The sequence below is a fragment of the Paenibacillus agaridevorans genome, from assembly GCF_003112455.1.
Lineage (GTDB): Bacteria > Bacillota > Bacilli > Paenibacillales > Paenibacillaceae > Pristimantibacillus > Pristimantibacillus agaridevorans.
Map to the genome: position 1 here is coordinate 169,754 of NZ_BDQX01000356.1, position 13,455 is coordinate 183,208.

Genomic DNA, 13,455 nt, shown 5'->3' on the forward strand with positions numbered 1-13,455 from the left:
TGACATGCGGCGTCATGGTAGAGATGCTCTTCTGACCGATTACGATCAGATGCTTGTCGTCGACATACAACTCCTGCGGCTGGAAGCCTTCCTTGGCGTCGTACTCCAGGACGGCGACCAGCTTCGGGTTCGAGGCGTCGGCAATATCGCTAATGATAACTCTGCTGCCGCTGATCTGGTAGACGAAGCCGCCATCCGTCTTCGCCCAATCCGCCTCGTCCACGCCGTCTACCTGCACGTTCGTCGTGGAATGATCGTCGGAAGGAGGAGAAATGTCCGGACTAGGAGCTGCAGAACCGGAATCCGCTCCCCCGAGGGAGGCGGACGTCTCCGCTGCTGCAGTCGCCGTAATTGTTAACTTGTTCTGCGACTTCATTGAGGCTTGCAGCAGTTCCATCAGCTTCTTGCTTGTACCTACGGTTGGCAATTGCTTTGGTTCATCAATGGTGATGAGCCGTTTCGCGCCATCCCAAGCGACGACCGTGCCCAGCGCTTCTGACAATGCGCGAAGCGGCACCATCGTTATGGCATTCTCAATCCGCGGAGCAAGTGGAAGCTTGGCATTTTTCCCGTCTGTCGTCATTGTTGCCGATCCGATGGTGATTGCCGCGCTGCGACCTTCTCTCTGTATGGTCACCTTCTCGGAGCCGTCAGCGGCTTCGGCGTATTCGACCTTGGCTCCCAAAGCTTCGGCAATCTCGCGCAGCGGCACCAGGGTTGTACCGTTATGGATATAAGCGGGCGTTGCCAACTCTAATGGTTTGCCCTTCACCCAGACCTCGATGGAGCCTTGGGCGACAACTTCCTCTTTGAACGCCCCGCCGGTGAATGGCGACAGACATAACAGCAGTGTGAGAAACGCTGCTATCGTTGCCTTCTTTTTCATTTTCGAATCCTCCTTTGACGATTGTATGGACGCCGACCCCTTCAAGCTGTCTGAATGTCATGGATGTTACCATCTTGACGCGGAGAAAATGGAATATGTTGCGAGTTGTTGGCACATTTTAACGGGATTCTCGGAGTAAAACGCCGATGGCCCGAAAAGTAACTCTGATGAGCGTCCATAGGCGTTAGTACCGCCTATGGCTCCAAAAAGTAGGCGAACGAGCGACTGTAGGCGTTAAAAACGCCGATGTCCCGTAAAGTAACTCTAATGAGCGTCCATAGGCGTTAATACCGCCGATGGATCCCAAAAGTAGGCGAACGAGTTACTGTAGGCGATAATAACAAGACTGTGGATAATGAGGCCGCACCATCGCCACTAAGCCGCTAGTTACGCATTCATACCTTTCATTAGTCGTTGAACCGTTGGAAGATCGGCAGGCGCCCACTCCAGCCCATCAAGTTCCGAAGCAGGAAGCCAGATCAGCTTCTCGTGTTCTCTTGGGACGGGAACGCCACTCTTGATTGTCGCATAATAAGTCAACAAGCGTACCTGTATCTCTGGATATTGGTAGAGGGTATCCTCGATGCTGGAGCCAACCTCGATGAGGCAACTAAGCTCCTCCTCAATCTCGCGAATGAGGCATGCCTCTGCCGATTCATGGGGTTCCAGCTTGCCACCAGGAAATTCCCATAGTCCCGACATGGACATCCGGGAGGAACGCAGCGCGCATAAGATCTCCTGACGCTCATTGCGGATAACGGCTCCTGCAACCATGATCATTTTCATACCTTCATCGCGCCTTTCCGTTCACATAATCCTATTTCACGTTGCTTTCATCATATATGACTTCGGAACTATAATTCAATGAGTACCAGTACCTATGCGCGAAACCCACACTTTCTCATAAATTTTAAAAATAGTTTCCAAATGGTAGTTGTATTTCCTTGATACATAGCGGAAAATAATAATAGGTAAATTTTGCCGAAGAATGTCGAAAAATATTACAAGCGCACAGGGATGAATATTATGGCTCGAGGTGAAGGGAATGGCAGTTGTCAAAAAAGGTTTAATATCGCTTGTTGCGCTGATCTCGTTCATTGGAGCATTCTTTACGGGATCACCATCTATCCATGCCGCTAAAGGGCAGAGTGACGACCAAACAATCATTACCGAGTGGCAGATGCTTTGGGAGCAGTCCGGTCAGTCGCTCACAATCGAAGAAGTTAGCTCATTGTCGGACAACGCCGGTTGGTTCACAGTGCATTCCGATGGAGAGTATCCAAGCGTGCCGGAAGGGATAGATTCGGCTTGGATTAAGTTCAGCTTGCCGGAGTTGACTCAGATGCGGCCTGCACTCGAAATAAACAAATTATATGGTCAAAATGTAAAAATACACATGGGTAAAGATGAAATTATTTATAATACTGAAAGAAATTATGCGTTTGATAGAAACAATATCGTACTACCTTTTTCCGCCGAAGAATCAAATTCCATTATTTACATACATATATCTAGTAAGTTCGAAAGGCTGGGCTTGCAGCAGGCTGTTATTGTTCAAAATTTTGATTTCATTTTCAAGGAAACAATCAGATCGGATTTGGTCGATATTATCATTGGTTTTTCACTAGTATTTATATCATTTTTTATGATAATTAGCGCGGCATTTTTAAATAGATCCTTTATGCCTGGATGGACTTCATTATTTATCGTAATGCTTTCTATTGGAATAATGATTTTAAGTTACTCTTCTTTTATGGATAGATTTTATCCCGAGTTCGGTAAATTGTTCTATTATTCTTTTGATGTTGCATCAACTCTATTACTACCTTCATTGCTCATTTTTTTTGAGAAAATTTTCGGCGAAGGACCTTATAAAATAATAAAAAAACTTAACAAAATACAGATTCCACTTGTGGTATTTAGCTTTTCATTATTAATAATTAGTTTATCAAATGATTACTTTGATGGAATATACCAAACTTTTAGTATGATTTATTTAGGGTCAACTATTATTATAGGCAACATGATATTATTATTTTCAATGCTGCATTATTGTTTAATGGGGGATAAAGAAGCCATTATCATGGCTACAGGACTAGGGACTTTTTTGGTTATAGGATTAGCAGAAGTACTCTGGTATCTACTCAGTGAATCAATATATAAAATGAATTACTGGAAGTTTGGAGTAGTTTTCTTTTTAGCATCGCTAATTCTAGTACTTGTTCGTCGGATTATGAAAAATTATGAAGTTGTCGTAGAATATAGCAAGCAAATTGAAATTTATAATAATGAACTTCAACGATCGGAAAAAATAGAATTAATTAGTCATCTAGCAGCTTCAATCGCACATGAAGTTAGAAATCCATTACAAGTTACAAGAGGATTTCTGCAAATTATAGGTGAGAAAATTACTGAGAAAAAATTAAAAGCTTATACTACATTAGCTATAAATGAACTTGATAGAGCATCTGAGATTATAACTGATTTTTTAACCTTTGCTAAACCTGATCTAGTTGAGTCGAATAAACTGAATGTAGTTACTGAAATTATGCAGATTGAAGCGATTTTGGCTCCATTGGCGAACTTGAAAGGGAGTACGATTACTGTAACAGCTGAAGCGGAATTATTTATAAAAGGGAATTCTTCGAAGTTTAAACAAGCACTAATAAATTTAATAAAGAATAGCATTGAAGCATTGAATGAGAACGGAGAAGTAGTCATTCATGTTTATAAAACGAAAAGAGAGATCATTGAAATTCTTATTAAGGATAACGGTGAGGGAATAGAAGCTCAGGATTTAAAACGACTTGGAGAGCCATACTATTCAAAGAAATCAAAAGGAACGGGTTTAGGGTTAATGGTCACATTTAGAATTATTGAAGCGATGCAAGGGATAATTAAATTTAGTAGTGAAATAGGGGTAGGAACTGAAGTTACCATTCAGATTCCTGCAATTCAGCATGATGATGATAGGTAAAAAAACATTTGCTAAAATCGATTTTAGCAAAAGAGTTTACCAGCATTAGTGTGTTCCAGCGAGCACGTATTATCATAGATGCACTCTCAGCACTCTATAGTTTTTTTGAAAAAGTGCCGAATGTCTTAATGACTTCGGCACTTAGAAATATCGTTAGTGTATTCAACTAACTCTACAACCATCTTGCTCCTTCAACATCTTCATCACTAGATATATCGGATGGATTTTGAGGAAGAACTAGGTATAAATCATTTGCGGTCTCTTCTAAAATATGTAAGTTAATTTCTTCCGGCGCCTCTACACCAAACACATCTTTAATTGTAGCTTTGGGATTGGATAGTAGGTCTTTCTTAAAAGACGGGTCACTCCATGCTTTTTCAATAATCTGATTTTTTAAATCTTGAGCATCCATTTAATACACCCTTCCTAATTGAAATGTGTTCATTATTTTCAAAGATATGTTAACACAAAAATTCGACAGAAACCACTACTATTTTACTATTAAAAAAATAGAGAGTGACTCTTGCATTACTTGATAGATGTTCAGAAGCAAGAAAACACTACTATAGTAGTGGTTTTTTGCTCCTGAACATCTAAATTTATTGCCATATCGGGACTTCTTTAGGGCTTTCAATTTCATAACATCTGGGGCAGAAGGAACAACCGGATAAAGTTTCTTTGACGATTCGGTCACAGCTTCGAGGTCAATATCTTCAGGAACAGGTTGTTCTACCTGTTTCGACATTTCTCTTCTCGAATAACAAATTAATTCCGCCTCCTAATAGCTTCCGCTTACGCTGTTCGTGCTGATTCGCAATAGATTCCAGAGTGTCTATCATGTAGGCATTAAAAGCGAGCAGATCGGTTGGCGCGCTGGTGTTCTGGAGAAGGCGATCTTGAAAACCGCCGGCTATATTAGCGTAAGGCTTCATGCAGCATCGTACATAAATCGCAGCCTCGATTCGCTCCTTCGTGAGTCCTTCCGTGTTGTAAGGCGGTACGGATTTGACAGAAAAGTCACCGTTCCACCCCGCCGCAATCATCGCCAGAAGTCCGTTGTAGCTGCCGTCCGCGAGATCTTCTTCCCAGTCGGCCCAGTCGTCCAGCATCTGGAGCGTCATAAGAGCGATATCGATGGCCTCTTCGGTTAAGGCGATCCGTTGTTCAGTCGAAGTAGAAGGAGCGCTTGCGTCCAGCAGTAGAGCGCCGACCGCGCTTATTTTGACAGGTGCGGCTTTGCCCGATGTGAGCAGCGGATTTGTTAGGAAGTAGTTGCCGCGCCCCTCGCTTACGACGCTGTCTGCCCAAGTCCGCACATAACCGTCGTAGTAACGCCAGAACGGGCTGTCGGAAGGGAAGAGCGCACGGAAGATCCAAAACATCTCTTGTTGAAGAAGACTGCCGAGGGCAAGCTGGGACTTCCAGTCGCCGCCTGCAACTTTGCTGTCCATTACATCGTCTTGAATAAAAAAGTAGAGCATGCCATATACATTGGCAAGCGCAAGTTGTCCGCATTGCTCTTCCGAGATCTCTGCCTTCTCCTTCATCCAATACGGCAGCAGCATGCAGATGTAATCCTTGCCGCCGTCCTGGTTGGCGGGATTAAACTTCTCCGCATAGGTTATTCCAAGCTCGTGGATCGGGGGCGGGAAACGTCCGATCGTCTCCAGAGCTTGGCCGAATACGTTCCTGATCCGCGGCTTGTACCGTTCATACCATTCCATGTGCTGACATCATCCCTTCGGACTATTAAAATGATGATATAGTTCAAAAATACTATACCACGATAGTCGGAAATTGGATGCAGATTATGGAAGATTAGGAGGAATTTTTGCGCACGGCTTCTTGCAACTACCTTATAACTACCTGTTGAGTAAATGTAAAAAATCCAGTAAAATGGATTTGATTGTGGAGGTGGCGCAAGATCATCTATGCATCCATATGAAACTAGACCTTAGTCGGGGTTCTTTCTATTACCTCAGAAGGTTCTTCGAAACCTTCTCCTGCATTAAAGTTAATACCAGACGATAGTTCTTTAATGTGGAGGTCATCTTAATGAGTAGAGACAAAGAGATTTACGTGCTTCTGACGGACACGGGGACAGTTTTGACCAAAATTATACGAACGTTCACGAAGGACCCGCTTAATCACGCATCCATTGCCTTCGATCCGGATCTCCAGGAAGTGTACAGTTTCGGCAGAAGAAATCCCAACAATCCATTCTTCGGCGGCTTTGTGCGTGAAGATGTGCGGAGCTCGTTTTTCGAAGAATCCATGTGCGCCTTATATCGTTGTACAGTCAGCCAAACGGTCTACAATAATCTGAGAAATCAGGTGCAGCATTTCGAGCAGAATCAGGATTTGTACAAATATAATTTGGTCGGCATGCTCGGCGTTGTCTTTAATATCGAATGGGAGCGCAAATATTCGTACTTCTGCTCGCAGTTCGTGGCGACGATGTTCCAGCGAAGCGGCATGGAACTGATCGATAAGTCGCCTCTCCTCGTGACGCCAGGCGATCTGCAGCATACATCCATGCTCGAATTAGTCTACCACGGTCAATTGCACTCATACGTGGGGTGTCAAAACAGCATAGCCGCCGCCAGCGCGTTCCGCACGGCATAGAGGGATCCCGAAATTCGGGATCTCCTTTCTTTTTGTAAGCGAACTTGTGGTATGCTATTTAGGCAAGGCAATGGCTAATGCCAGGAGGGATAATGATGTCTACAACAACCTTGGATTCTTCATTCCGCATCAAAAACCTGGAGCTTCGCAATCGGACCGTCATGGCGCCGATGTGCCAGTACTCCGTGCACGAAAAGGATGGTACGCCGACGGATTGGCATTATGTCCATTATGTATCCCGCGCCGTAGGGGGCGTAGGGCTGATTATCGTCGAGATGACGAACGTCGAGCCTGCCGGCCGTATAACGGACGGCTGTCTCGGCCTATGGGCGGATGAGCAGATTCCGGCCTTCCGCCGAATCGTAGACGCCGCGCACGGCCACGGCGCCAAGATCGGCATACAGATCGCCCATGCGGGACGCAAGGCGACGGACGATCCGTCACCGGTCGCGCCATCGGCCATCCCGTTCGACGACCGCTCGAAGACGCCGAGAGAGCTGACGACGGATGAGGTCAAGGCGATGGTGCTGAAGTTCGGCGAAGCGACTCGTCGGGCCGTCGAAGCCGGCTTCGATACGATCGAGCTGCATGGCGCGCACGGCTATCTCATTCATCAATTTCATTCGCCGCGCAGCAATACACGCGACGACGAATATGGCCGCGATCTCACCTTGTTCGGTCGCGAGGTCATCGCTGAGGTTAAGCACAATATGCCGGAAGACATGCCGCTGTTATTCCGGATTTCGGCGCTGGAATATACCGAAGGCGGATACGGCATCGAGACGGGCATCGAGCTGTGCCGCGCCTATCTGGAGGCGGGCGTCGATCTGCTTCACATCTCGACTGGCGGAGAAGGGGTGCCTAGCGCGGAGCGCCGCCCCAAGGTGGAGCCGGCCTTCCAGCTTCATGCGGCGCAGGCGGTTAAGGAAGCGCTGGGGGTCCCGGTTATCGCGGTCGGCATGCTCGACGATCCTGCGGTTGCCTCCGAAGCGCTTGCCAGCGGCAAAGCCGATCTGATCGCAGTCGCCCGCGGGCTGCTGCGCGATCCATACTGGGCGCTGCATGCCATAGCGGCCAGCGGCGGCAATTATAAGACCGCGGTACCGAAGCCCTATGAGCGGGGATTCTAATTCGCAACATAATCATTAGAAGAACACTTTGAGAAAATGTTTAGTTGCGGCTGTTAAAATGGGGGCTACTGTTGTTTCAAGACTCCATGAAAGGTTGATGAATAAGAATGAGACAAGGAAAGAGAAAACGCCGAATCGGCCGCAAGGAGCGTTTGGTCTTGCTTGCCATTTTATTAATCAGCCTGATAACGGCAGTGATCGGGAAGGGCGGTATTTTGCATTCCTGATCAGGGATCAACGCTAGACTATTTGGCCAACTTATGAGACTCTAATGTAAAGCTGGTGCAGGAGGATGTCATATGAAAAGTCAGGGCATGCTGATCTCGGCGTTTGCTTTCGCGCTGGTTATTGCCATTTTCGCTGTCATTAACGTCGAACAAGTGGAAGTAAACTTTATGTTCGCGAAGACGTCAACTCCTCTTATTCTCGTCATCTTGGTATCCACTTTGCTGGGAGGACTGACAGTGGGGCTGTTCGGGATGCTCCGGATCTTCAAGCTGCAGCGTCAAGTGAAGACATTGGAGAAGAGTGTGGCCGAGCAGGCAGAGCAATCCGAACCGTTCGAAGCCACGTTCGCAAGCGATGCAGGTCCTAACGCTAACGCGGGGACGGCGCTCGTTTCCGATACGCAATGGGAAGAGGAATCGGCGGATAATGGAAATGCCCTTGTCGAGAAGGATCGTAAGGAATGAGACATAACGATGTTTGAAATGACGGAAAATCGGATTGCCCGCCTGTATAATTACGCTTGTCACGAGGACGAGGCGGAGCTGTGCGGGCTGGAACTGCGAGTTCTGTTCGGTGAGAAGCCGGAAGCGGGAGTTGTGGCACAATATCGGCAGAACGAAAACGACTCTGATAGACCCGCCATCTCCGTCAGTCGTAGCCCGTTCCTCAAGCGCAGAATGGATGCGGCATTTCGGTCGGCAACGCTCGAAGGGCTGGCTGGCCCGCTCGGCGGCTGGGATCTGCAAGGGCAGACGTTCAAGGTTTATTATACAGTCGGGGATGAGCGTCACAGCTACGAAGAGAAGCGCGCCATTGAGCGTCAGGCAGGAGGTTATCTGCTAGGGAAGGCGGATATGCATGCTCCCATGCTTAAGTTCGGCGTTGCGAAGTATCGTGGAGAATGGCTGTTCGGACCATGCGAAGACAATGATGGAACATGGCTGAGCCATCAAGCCAAGCCGCAAAATTATTCTACGGCGCTGCCTGTCCGCGCCGCCAGAGCGCTCGTTAACATCGCGATCGGTCCATCTCCTCACGACAGGACTTTTATTGATCCGTGCTGCGGTATGGGGACGGTATTGATCGAAGCGCTGTCGATGGGGGTCCGCGCAGAGGGCATCGAGATTAATCCGCTTGCGGCCAGAGGGGCCAGAGTCAATCTGGAGCATTTCGGTTATTCGGGCAATGCTGTCGTCAAAGGCGATATGACGGAAGTAAGCAAGCAGTATGACGCAGCAGTGCTTGATATGCCCTACAATCTGTGTTCGGTACTGCCAAGCGAGGAGCAATACGCTATGTTGATGTCGCTAAGGAGAATGGCGGCTAGAGCAGTCGTAGTGACGACGGAAGATATACAGCTCCGGCTGATGGAGACCGGATTTGTATCCTCGATTGCGCGATGCTAAGCAAAGGTACTTTCAAGCGGTTTATAAGTGTAGTAGAATAAGGAAGATGCGGGTTATAAAAGTGAGGTGAACCTTATGTCTGCGAACGAACAGAACGAAGCCGCAGAGCAGCCGAAGAAGCTGTCCCAAGCGGAGCGGGCGAAGCAATTGCTGGCCCAGAAGAAACAGGGACAATCAGGTCTGCCTGGCCAGAAAAATTACTCAACGGGCACTCAAGAGCTCAGAAGCCAAAATACGAAGAAGGTTAACAACCAGCGCAAGAAGATGGGTGTATAACCGAGCAAGAACGCCATGCCGGCTTATCGGGGGCGTTCTTTTTTTGCGGGAATAATTAAGCGGGAATTGGCGAATGCTGTAGAAATTAGGCCGTTGTCCAGTCACGCGGGCGGTTCGGCACGAATAGAATATACGACAGGAGGATACTCGCTATTGATGTACCTGCGTATCGGTCAGCTTCTTCTCTTAAGCGCGGTGTTATTTCTATCGCCGTCACTTCCCGTCCCTAAATATGAAAGCGTATTAGCCGCTCCGGACGTAAACGACAGTCCAGGGAACCAATGGACGCTTCGGTATACGCCGTCCGAGGATCGGGTAACTCGCGCCAAGCTGGAGCCTGAAACCGGAGCCTATCTGGGCGCGTATGTTCTGCAAGACGACTTCATCGGACAAAGTATGGACCGCTTTAACGAAACCACGGGGAGGACTCATGCCAGCTTCTTCAAATACGTTGGTTATGGGAAACCCTTTCCCGTGCAATGGGTGCGGGACGTGGTGAAGGCGGGAGCATTCCCCCATATCGCATGGGAGCCGAACGAGGGTCTCGACAAGGTGAAGGACGACGGTTACTTGCGCCGATTCGCTCGTCAGGCAAAAGCTAGCGGTGTCCCGATTCTGCTGCGGTTCGCATCGGAGATGAACGGGAACTGGACGGCATACAGCGGCAACCCGGAGCTGTACAAGGAGAAGTGGAGACTCGTCCACGATGTGTTCGAACAAGAGGCGCCAGATACGGCGATGCTGTGGTCGGTGCTGGCGATGCCGGAGAAGCCGATGGCGGATTATTATCCTGGCGACGATTATGTCGATTGGGTTGGCGTCAACATTTACAGCGTCAGGTATCATAACGGCGACCGCAACTATGCTGCGCATCAGGAAGATCCGCTTGATCTGCTCAATGCGGTTTATAACCGGTACAGCCGTACGAAGCCGATCGCCGTCTCCGAGTTCGGCGCCAGCCACTACAGCGCGACGGACGGCAAGACGGATGTCGCCTTTGCGGCCGCAAAGCTGAAGCGGTTCTACGGCTCACTTGAGCGGCTATATCCGCGCTTGAAGGCGGTGTATTATTTTGACGTCAACAATACAACGGCCTTCAACCCCGCACGGAGGGTCAATGATTACAGCATTACAGGTCAGCAGACGCTGCTGGACACATACAAGGAAGCGACGGCTTCGGATTATTATGGAGCCCGGGCGGCTTCAGCGTCGGACATAGCGGTTAAGGTAAATCATGGGGATACGCGGCGGCGAGAGTCGTATACGTTCAGAGGCAAGTTATTCGAGTCTAATGGCGTGGTCTATGCGGATAAATCCTTCTTTATCGATTATTTGGGTCTCCGGCTGTCAAGATTGCCGCAAGGCAATAATGGGAGCGACGGCAAGGAGCGCGTAATAATCGAACGCAAGAAGGGACACGAGACGATCGCGGTAACAACCGAGGTCATACGGCGATCGGTCGAGGCAGGCTACAACAATTCGCAAGGCGCGGCGATCAGGAGGAAGCTTCAAGCTATTGCCGTACTTGAGACGGTACGCGCTCTGGGCTACGAGGCTGCAGTGGTCGATACTGACATTCGAATTGAAGAATGAAACAAGGCGAGTCCCCGCATAATGAGGGTAAACCATCATCTTTGCTTATGGAGGGATTCGAATATGGCGGTCCAATCATCCCCGCTTCACGTTTATTTGTTGGCCGGCGTAAAAACAACAACCTGCGCGTTCAACGCGTGCAAGGAAAAGCTGGAGACGCAGTTGCGATCGGAGGGAGTCGATCCCGTGATCCGGGTGTTGTTCCCGTATGGGGATTGCAGCAGAAGCGTAATCAGACAAGTATTGGAGGTTCGCTCCGATCTGTCCAACCGAATGAAAGCGGGACGGATCGGCGGGCGCAACGTATGGGAGCAGCTTAAGGATTCCATGAAGGACGAAGAAGGCAGATTCCTGCTTATTGGACATAGCGGGGGCGGCGCAGCCGCTTATCAGGCGGCTAAAATGCTGGAGGAGAACGGAATGATTCGCGATTTTCGCGTCGTACAGGTTGGATCGCCTCGTACGCCTATTCACCCCCGGCTGCAGGACAAGGTGAGTTACTTCCATTCCATCGACAGGGACGGGAAGCAGAACGATCCCATTACGCGCATCGGCACCTGGGGAGGGTGGATCCGCAAGGGCAGATCCGTGCCTCGCTGGAGCCGGTTCAAGTACGCGCCTGGTTATGTCGAAGGGATTCCCGTTATCGGAGGACACGCCGATTACTTCCGCAATTCCGAGCCGTTCGTCGATACGGAAGCCGTATGCAACTTGGATAAGACGATCGGCCGGGTAGGCGCCTGGTTGAAAGGGTGGCTCTAATCCGATAGACTGGAGGTAGTGTTCGCACTTACTTGCTATCGGGAGTTGATTGAATCATGGCTAATACTCATACCTTCTCCAAGGGAGAAGAGATCGCGAACGCGGTCACGCATGGCATAGGCGCCTTGCTTAGCGTTGCGGCGCTTGTCCTGCTCATCGTCTTTTCGTCGATCAAGGGAACGCCTGCCCATGTCGTCAGCTTTACCATCTACGGCTCGGCCATGCTGCTTTTGTATTTGGCCTCGACGCTGGTGCACAGCTTTCCTCCGGGCAAGGCCAAAAAAGTATTCGAATCGCTGGATCATTCCTTCATTTATGTCTTCATCGCCGGCACTTACACGCCTATCCTGTTCCATATCGTACAAGGCGCGTTAGGCTGGGCGCTTTTTGGGATCGTGTGGGGAGTTGCTATCGCGGGAGCGGCATTCAAGGCATTTTTCGCCTCCAAATTTCTGGTTACATCGACGATTCTGTATATCGCAATGGGATGGATAATTGTGTTCGCCTGGAAGCCGCTCGTGACGCATCTTGCGCCGGGAGGATTGCAATTGCTAATAGCGGGAGGCCTGTTATATACGGTCGGAACGGTGTTCTACGTATGGCGAAGCTTTCCGTACCATCACGCCGTATGGCATCTGTTCGTGCTTGGCGGCTCCATCGTCCATTTTTTTGCCATTATCTTATATGTGCTGCCAGCCGACTGATGAGTCGGTCTTTTTTTTGCTTACATCTCCCCCGTATCCGGGCACCAGCCAGGAGGCTCCGCGCACATCGCGGCGGCAACGACCGGCTGCTCCTTAGCCAGATCCTCGAAGTAGCTGTCCAGAATATGATTGCCCGACACGGACCCCATCCTGAACGATCGGGGCACCTCGCCTTTGACGTGAAGATAAAAGTAGGTTTGTTTCGTGCGGGGCGACTGGTAAACAAGAGGCGGTAGATGGGGAACGATGTCATGTTCGTTCTGGAAGCGCCAGTGTGTCGGAACACAATAATTGTAGGTCTGCACGAACCTGGGATCTCCTACGCGGGGAGCTCCGAACGTATAAACGACAGGAGAACGGAATGGCGTATTGCGGGCGATATCCAGCGCGGCAAGCGTAGCAAGCGCTCCGCCAAGACTGTGGCCTGTAATAAACAGAGGGAGGTCTTGCGGCAGCAGGCCCGCCAATTCGAACACCCTGTCGCGGGCCGACATATAGATATCCGTAAAGCCCTTATGAGTCTGCCCGGCATTGCGGACAGGACGATAGGGCGTTTGCTGCGCGATGAAATCCGATACCCAATCAACGGCGGAGCCGGTCCCTCGAAATGCGAGAATGGCGCATTGCTCCGACTGAAGGACGAATCCGAATCGTTCTGGCCGGCTCTCGTAAGCGCTTGCCCAAATATCTCCCACGAGAGAATAGCTGCGGGGCACAAGGAACAAGCCGTCTTCCTTGTTATTGAATTGTACATACGTTTGACCGCAAATGCCGGCCAGGAACATAGCTGCTTCCAGATCGGGCTTGGGGCTGTTTAAGTATGGGACATTGCCTTCGTTCATGGGTCATCCCTCCGCTTCGCCTCGTT

The 13,455-nt window shown here is 49.4% G+C and carries 14 protein-coding genes; 9 read left to right on the plus strand and 5 right to left on the minus strand.

What is annotated here, in order from left to right; translation table 11 throughout:
- Both PAT3040_RS28105 and PAT3040_RS28110 read right to left on the minus strand, forming a co-directional pair.
- On the minus strand, positions 1–886 hold an 886-nt coding region (locus PAT3040_RS28105), incomplete at its 3' end, for a copper amine oxidase N-terminal domain-containing protein (protein WP_181376887.1).
- Between the two features lie 387 nt (positions 887–1,273).
- Complete coding sequence (locus PAT3040_RS28110; RefSeq protein WP_108995284.1) at positions 1,274–1,672, minus strand: (deoxy)nucleoside triphosphate pyrophosphohydrolase; 399 nt, start codon at positions 1,670–1,672, stop codon at positions 1,274–1,276.
- 259 nt (positions 1,673–1,931) lie between these two features.
- Between PAT3040_RS28110 and PAT3040_RS28115 the strand changes: the two genes are divergently transcribed.
- Entirely contained in the window at positions 1,932–3,863 is a 1,932-nt protein-coding gene (locus PAT3040_RS28115) for an ATP-binding protein (RefSeq protein WP_108995285.1), read from the plus strand.
- A gap of 172 nt (positions 3,864–4,035) precedes the next feature.
- Here PAT3040_RS28115 and PAT3040_RS28120 read toward each other — a convergent pair whose 3' ends face one another.
- Positions 4,036–4,275 carry an NHLP leader peptide family RiPP precursor gene (locus PAT3040_RS28120; RefSeq protein ID WP_108995286.1) on the minus strand — a complete coding sequence of 80 codons (240 nt, stop codon included), beginning with the start codon at positions 4,273–4,275 and terminating at the stop codon, positions 4,036–4,038.
- Positions 4,276–4,576: 301 nt separating this feature from the next.
- Positions 4,577–5,587: a hypothetical protein gene (locus PAT3040_RS28130; RefSeq protein ID WP_108995288.1), complete on the minus strand. Its 1,011-nt coding sequence runs from the start codon at positions 5,585–5,587 to the stop codon at positions 4,577–4,579.
- A gap of 331 nt (positions 5,588–5,918) precedes the next feature.
- Between PAT3040_RS28130 and PAT3040_RS28135 the strand changes: the two genes are divergently transcribed.
- The 8 genes from PAT3040_RS28135 to trhA all read left to right on the plus strand — a co-directional run bounded on the left by PAT3040_RS28135 (position 5,919) and on the right by trhA (position 12,587).
- A complete protein-coding gene (locus tag PAT3040_RS28135) occupies positions 5,919–6,488 on the plus strand; it encodes a C40 family peptidase (RefSeq protein WP_087572558.1) in 570 nt (189 codons plus the stop codon).
- A 95-nt stretch (positions 6,489–6,583) separates the two neighbouring features.
- Positions 6,584–7,618 (plus strand): NADH:flavin oxidoreductase/NADH oxidase, encoded by a 1,035-nt coding sequence (locus PAT3040_RS28140; protein ID WP_108995289.1) that lies wholly within the window; start codon positions 6,584–6,586, stop codon positions 7,616–7,618.
- A gap of 299 nt (positions 7,619–7,917) precedes the next feature.
- Complete coding sequence (locus tag PAT3040_RS28145; RefSeq protein WP_108995290.1) at positions 7,918–8,310, plus strand: LapA family protein; 393 nt, start codon at positions 7,918–7,920, stop codon at positions 8,308–8,310.
- 9 nt (positions 8,311–8,319) lie between these two features.
- Positions 8,320–9,252 carry a TRM11 family SAM-dependent methyltransferase gene (locus PAT3040_RS28150; RefSeq protein WP_258235193.1) on the plus strand — a complete coding sequence of 311 codons (933 nt, stop codon included), beginning with the start codon at positions 8,320–8,322 and terminating at the stop codon, positions 9,250–9,252.
- 75 nt (positions 9,253–9,327) lie between these two features.
- Positions 9,328–9,528 carry a hypothetical protein gene (locus tag PAT3040_RS28155; RefSeq protein ID WP_087572562.1) on the plus strand — a complete coding sequence of 67 codons (201 nt, stop codon included), beginning with the start codon at positions 9,328–9,330 and terminating at the stop codon, positions 9,526–9,528.
- A gap of 156 nt (positions 9,529–9,684) precedes the next feature.
- Positions 9,685–11,121 (plus strand): glycoside hydrolase family 26 protein, encoded by a 1,437-nt coding sequence (locus PAT3040_RS28160; protein ID WP_258235197.1) that lies wholly within the window; start codon positions 9,685–9,687, stop codon positions 11,119–11,121.
- 63 nt (positions 11,122–11,184) lie between these two features.
- Positions 11,185–11,883 carry a lipase family protein gene (locus tag PAT3040_RS28165; RefSeq protein ID WP_108995292.1) on the plus strand — a complete coding sequence of 233 codons (699 nt, stop codon included), beginning with the start codon at positions 11,185–11,187 and terminating at the stop codon, positions 11,881–11,883.
- 56 nt (positions 11,884–11,939) lie between these two features.
- Positions 11,940–12,587 (plus strand): PAQR family membrane homeostasis protein TrhA, encoded by a 648-nt coding sequence (trhA, locus tag PAT3040_RS28170; RefSeq protein ID WP_087572565.1) that lies wholly within the window; start codon positions 11,940–11,942, stop codon positions 12,585–12,587.
- A gap of 20 nt (positions 12,588–12,607) precedes the next feature.
- Here the strand turns inward: trhA and PAT3040_RS28175 are convergent, their stop codons facing one another.
- The gene (locus PAT3040_RS28175; RefSeq protein WP_108995293.1) at positions 12,608–13,429 is read right to left on the minus strand and encodes a lipase family protein; all 822 of its coding nucleotides are present in this window, start codon (positions 13,427–13,429) and stop codon (positions 12,608–12,610) included.
- Positions 13,430–13,455: the final 26 nt, after the last annotated feature.

Excerpts from the sequence above, each read along its gene's own strand:
- PAT3040_RS28110 (WP_108995284.1), bottom strand. The coding sequence starts at position 1,672 with ATGAAAATGATCATGGTTGCAGGAGCCGTTATCCGCAATGAGCGTCAG.
- PAT3040_RS28115 (WP_108995285.1), top strand. The coding sequence starts at position 1,932 with ATGGCAGTTGTCAAAAAAGGTTTAATATCGCTTGTTGCGCTGATCTCG.
- PAT3040_RS28120 (WP_108995286.1), bottom strand. The coding sequence starts at position 4,275 with ATGGATGCTCAAGATTTAAAAAATCAGATTATTGAAAAAGCATGGAGT.
- PAT3040_RS28130 (WP_108995288.1), bottom strand. The coding sequence starts at position 5,587 with ATGGAATGGTATGAACGGTACAAGCCGCGGATCAGGAACGTATTCGGC.
- PAT3040_RS28135 (WP_087572558.1), top strand. The coding sequence starts at position 5,919 with ATGAGTAGAGACAAAGAGATTTACGTGCTTCTGACGGACACGGGGACA.
- PAT3040_RS28140 (WP_108995289.1), top strand. The coding sequence starts at position 6,584 with ATGTCTACAACAACCTTGGATTCTTCATTCCGCATCAAAAACCTGGAG.
- PAT3040_RS28145 (WP_108995290.1), top strand. The coding sequence starts at position 7,918 with ATGAAAAGTCAGGGCATGCTGATCTCGGCGTTTGCTTTCGCGCTGGTT.
- PAT3040_RS28150 (WP_258235193.1), top strand. The coding sequence starts at position 8,320 with ATGTTTGAAATGACGGAAAATCGGATTGCCCGCCTGTATAATTACGCT.
- PAT3040_RS28155 (WP_087572562.1), top strand. The coding sequence starts at position 9,328 with ATGTCTGCGAACGAACAGAACGAAGCCGCAGAGCAGCCGAAGAAGCTG.
- PAT3040_RS28160 (WP_258235197.1), top strand. The coding sequence starts at position 9,685 with ATGTACCTGCGTATCGGTCAGCTTCTTCTCTTAAGCGCGGTGTTATTT.
- PAT3040_RS28165 (WP_108995292.1), top strand. The coding sequence starts at position 11,185 with ATGGCGGTCCAATCATCCCCGCTTCACGTTTATTTGTTGGCCGGCGTA.
- trhA (WP_087572565.1), top strand. The coding sequence starts at position 11,940 with ATGGCTAATACTCATACCTTCTCCAAGGGAGAAGAGATCGCGAACGCG.
- PAT3040_RS28175 (WP_108995293.1), bottom strand. The coding sequence starts at position 13,429 with ATGAACGAAGGCAATGTCCCATACTTAAACAGCCCCAAGCCCGATCTG.